The organism is Bradyrhizobium sp. MI1.11, assembly GCF_055811255.1.
In genome coordinates, this window is the sequence record NZ_JBVVPM010000156.1 from 1 (window position 1) to 1,813 (window position 1,813).

Genomic DNA, 1,813 nt, shown 5'->3' on the forward strand with positions numbered 1-1,813 from the left:
CGAGGGTTAGCAATGGCTGTCAGAATTGAATGGGGTCCGCTTGAGGCGATAACGAACGTCCGCAACGAAGCGTGCAAGGCCCGCGACTTCATCATCCAATCCCATGATGGACACGTGCAGGGGCAGATTGTCGTGCCTGACGATGCCGATCAGTTCGTCATGGGGGCATGTGAAATCCGGCTTCTCGAACTGCTAAAGGATGCCGTCAAGGAACTGGAGCGGTGAAAGCGCCGAAGATCGCAGCACCAAAGCGTGTACTCAATTTCGATACACGTGATCAACGCGCCCGGCCCGCCGGCGCGAACCGGCGGGCCCTGTCCCAGCCACGCCTACAGTCTCAGATTACCTGCGGACTGCTTGCCCCGATCGCTCACGATCTCGTAGCTCACCTTTGCACCTTCTGCCAAACCACTGAAGCCAGCCTTCTCCACTGCTGATATGTGGACAAAGACGTCCTTCCCGCCGTCGTCGGGCTGAATGAAGCCATAGCCTTTGGTCGCGTTGAACCACTTCACAATACCTGTTGCCACGCGCGTCTCTCCTGAAAAATGACCGTGGCAACATGACAGAAGCTGATAAAAACGAAAAGCCCGCCAACTTAGGACTTAGTTTAAAATGCGAGTTGGATGCATGACCGCTTATACTGGGACAGGCGTCATGTTGCCCACATGAGGAAGGCAGCCAACGTGAACCGGCGCCTCCCGTGAATTTCCAACGATGGACCAGCAGGGAACGAACACCTCAATAGGGAGCTTGAGAATCTTGCCGACTCCCCGCGGAGCTGGCGGAGCGGCTCCGGCCACCCAAAAGTCCCCCTTGAAGCCGGGGCAATCTCACTGCTGGGCGCGTACACAGTCGGGACGAACTCGTCGGCTTGGAAATGGCCGTCAGTGTGAACCGGCGAATTTTGTTGCAATCAAATGCGACGCGCTAACGCACTGAGCGCAGATAATGGTCTTGTCGGTTGGCGCGGTTCATCTCAGCGAAGGCCTTCCCCAACTCTTCCGCCGTATGCTTCGCCTTGAAATTCTCCCATGCGACCATGAATCGCCCCTTCGCTTCATCGAGCGAGCCAGCTTCCCCGAACGGCGGACCGGGAAGCGTCACGATGCACGTCCACAACCAGAACCCCGGGGAGCGTTCGTTGGCGTAGCGGATGCGCCCGACTAGCTGCCGGTCCTCGTGAACCGTGTAATCATCCAGGCCGATCATCCGCAGGGTCAGAGGCATTGTGGCTTGCCGCAGGGTAGAAACGAAAATAAAGCGCGGCGGATTACATTGTGCCAATTAAACCTCGCCTGACCTGCGCGGCGAGGAACCCGTGTCCTCACGGCGCCGTCGCTGTCTCGCTAGCTTGCCCAAGCTGGCGGTGCGGCCCCGGCGTACCTCAAGAGCCAACCCTGAAGCCGGGGCCGTCTCTCCGCCATCGGTCTTTTCGGAGCATATGTTGTTGCGCGGCGCACAACGCAGGTCCTGCTGCCGTAACTCCAGCTTGCGTCACGACCGCGTGCACGAAACCGTTTCGAGCCTCACACGGAATGACGCTGAAACAACGCCCTCCAAAACTGAACGGCATTGACCTCGAGGAGGGTAATATGCGGAAACTATTTTCGGTGCGGCCTTACTGCCGATCGCATTCGTGGGGTGTTGAACGATTATCTCGGCGGCCCTTTCTGCAGCCCGGGATGGCAAGGCCGCAACATTCTCCGAACGCTTTGCACCCGCGCTGAAGTCCGCCTCGAGCGGCTAAATGCACTCACAGCCCTTGTGAACCTGATCTGGCGACGGCTTGCTTACATGAAACTGGCGGGCA

At 58.4% G+C, this 1,813-nt stretch carries 3 protein-coding genes; 1 reads left to right on the forward strand and 2 read right to left on the reverse strand.

The features are described 5' to 3' along the window. The coding region (locus tag AC0L30_RS42790; protein WP_473406772.1) for a hypothetical protein at positions 1-225 on the forward strand (225 nt) is incomplete at its 5' end. A 104-nt stretch (positions 226-329) separates the two neighbouring features. Here AC0L30_RS42790 and AC0L30_RS42795 read toward each other — a convergent pair. Together AC0L30_RS42795 and AC0L30_RS42800 are read right to left on the reverse strand one after the other, a co-directional pair. Continuing rightward, positions 330-530: a cold-shock protein gene (locus AC0L30_RS42795; RefSeq protein ID WP_007601715.1), complete on the reverse strand. Its 201-nt coding sequence runs from the start codon at positions 528-530 to the stop codon at positions 330-332. A gap of 400 nt (positions 531-930) precedes the next feature. Next, the gene (locus tag AC0L30_RS42800; RefSeq protein WP_219681330.1) at positions 931-1,230 is read right to left on the reverse strand and encodes a hypothetical protein; all 300 of its coding nucleotides are present in this window, start codon (positions 1,228-1,230) and stop codon (positions 931-933) included. Positions 1,231-1,813: the final 583 nt, after the last annotated feature.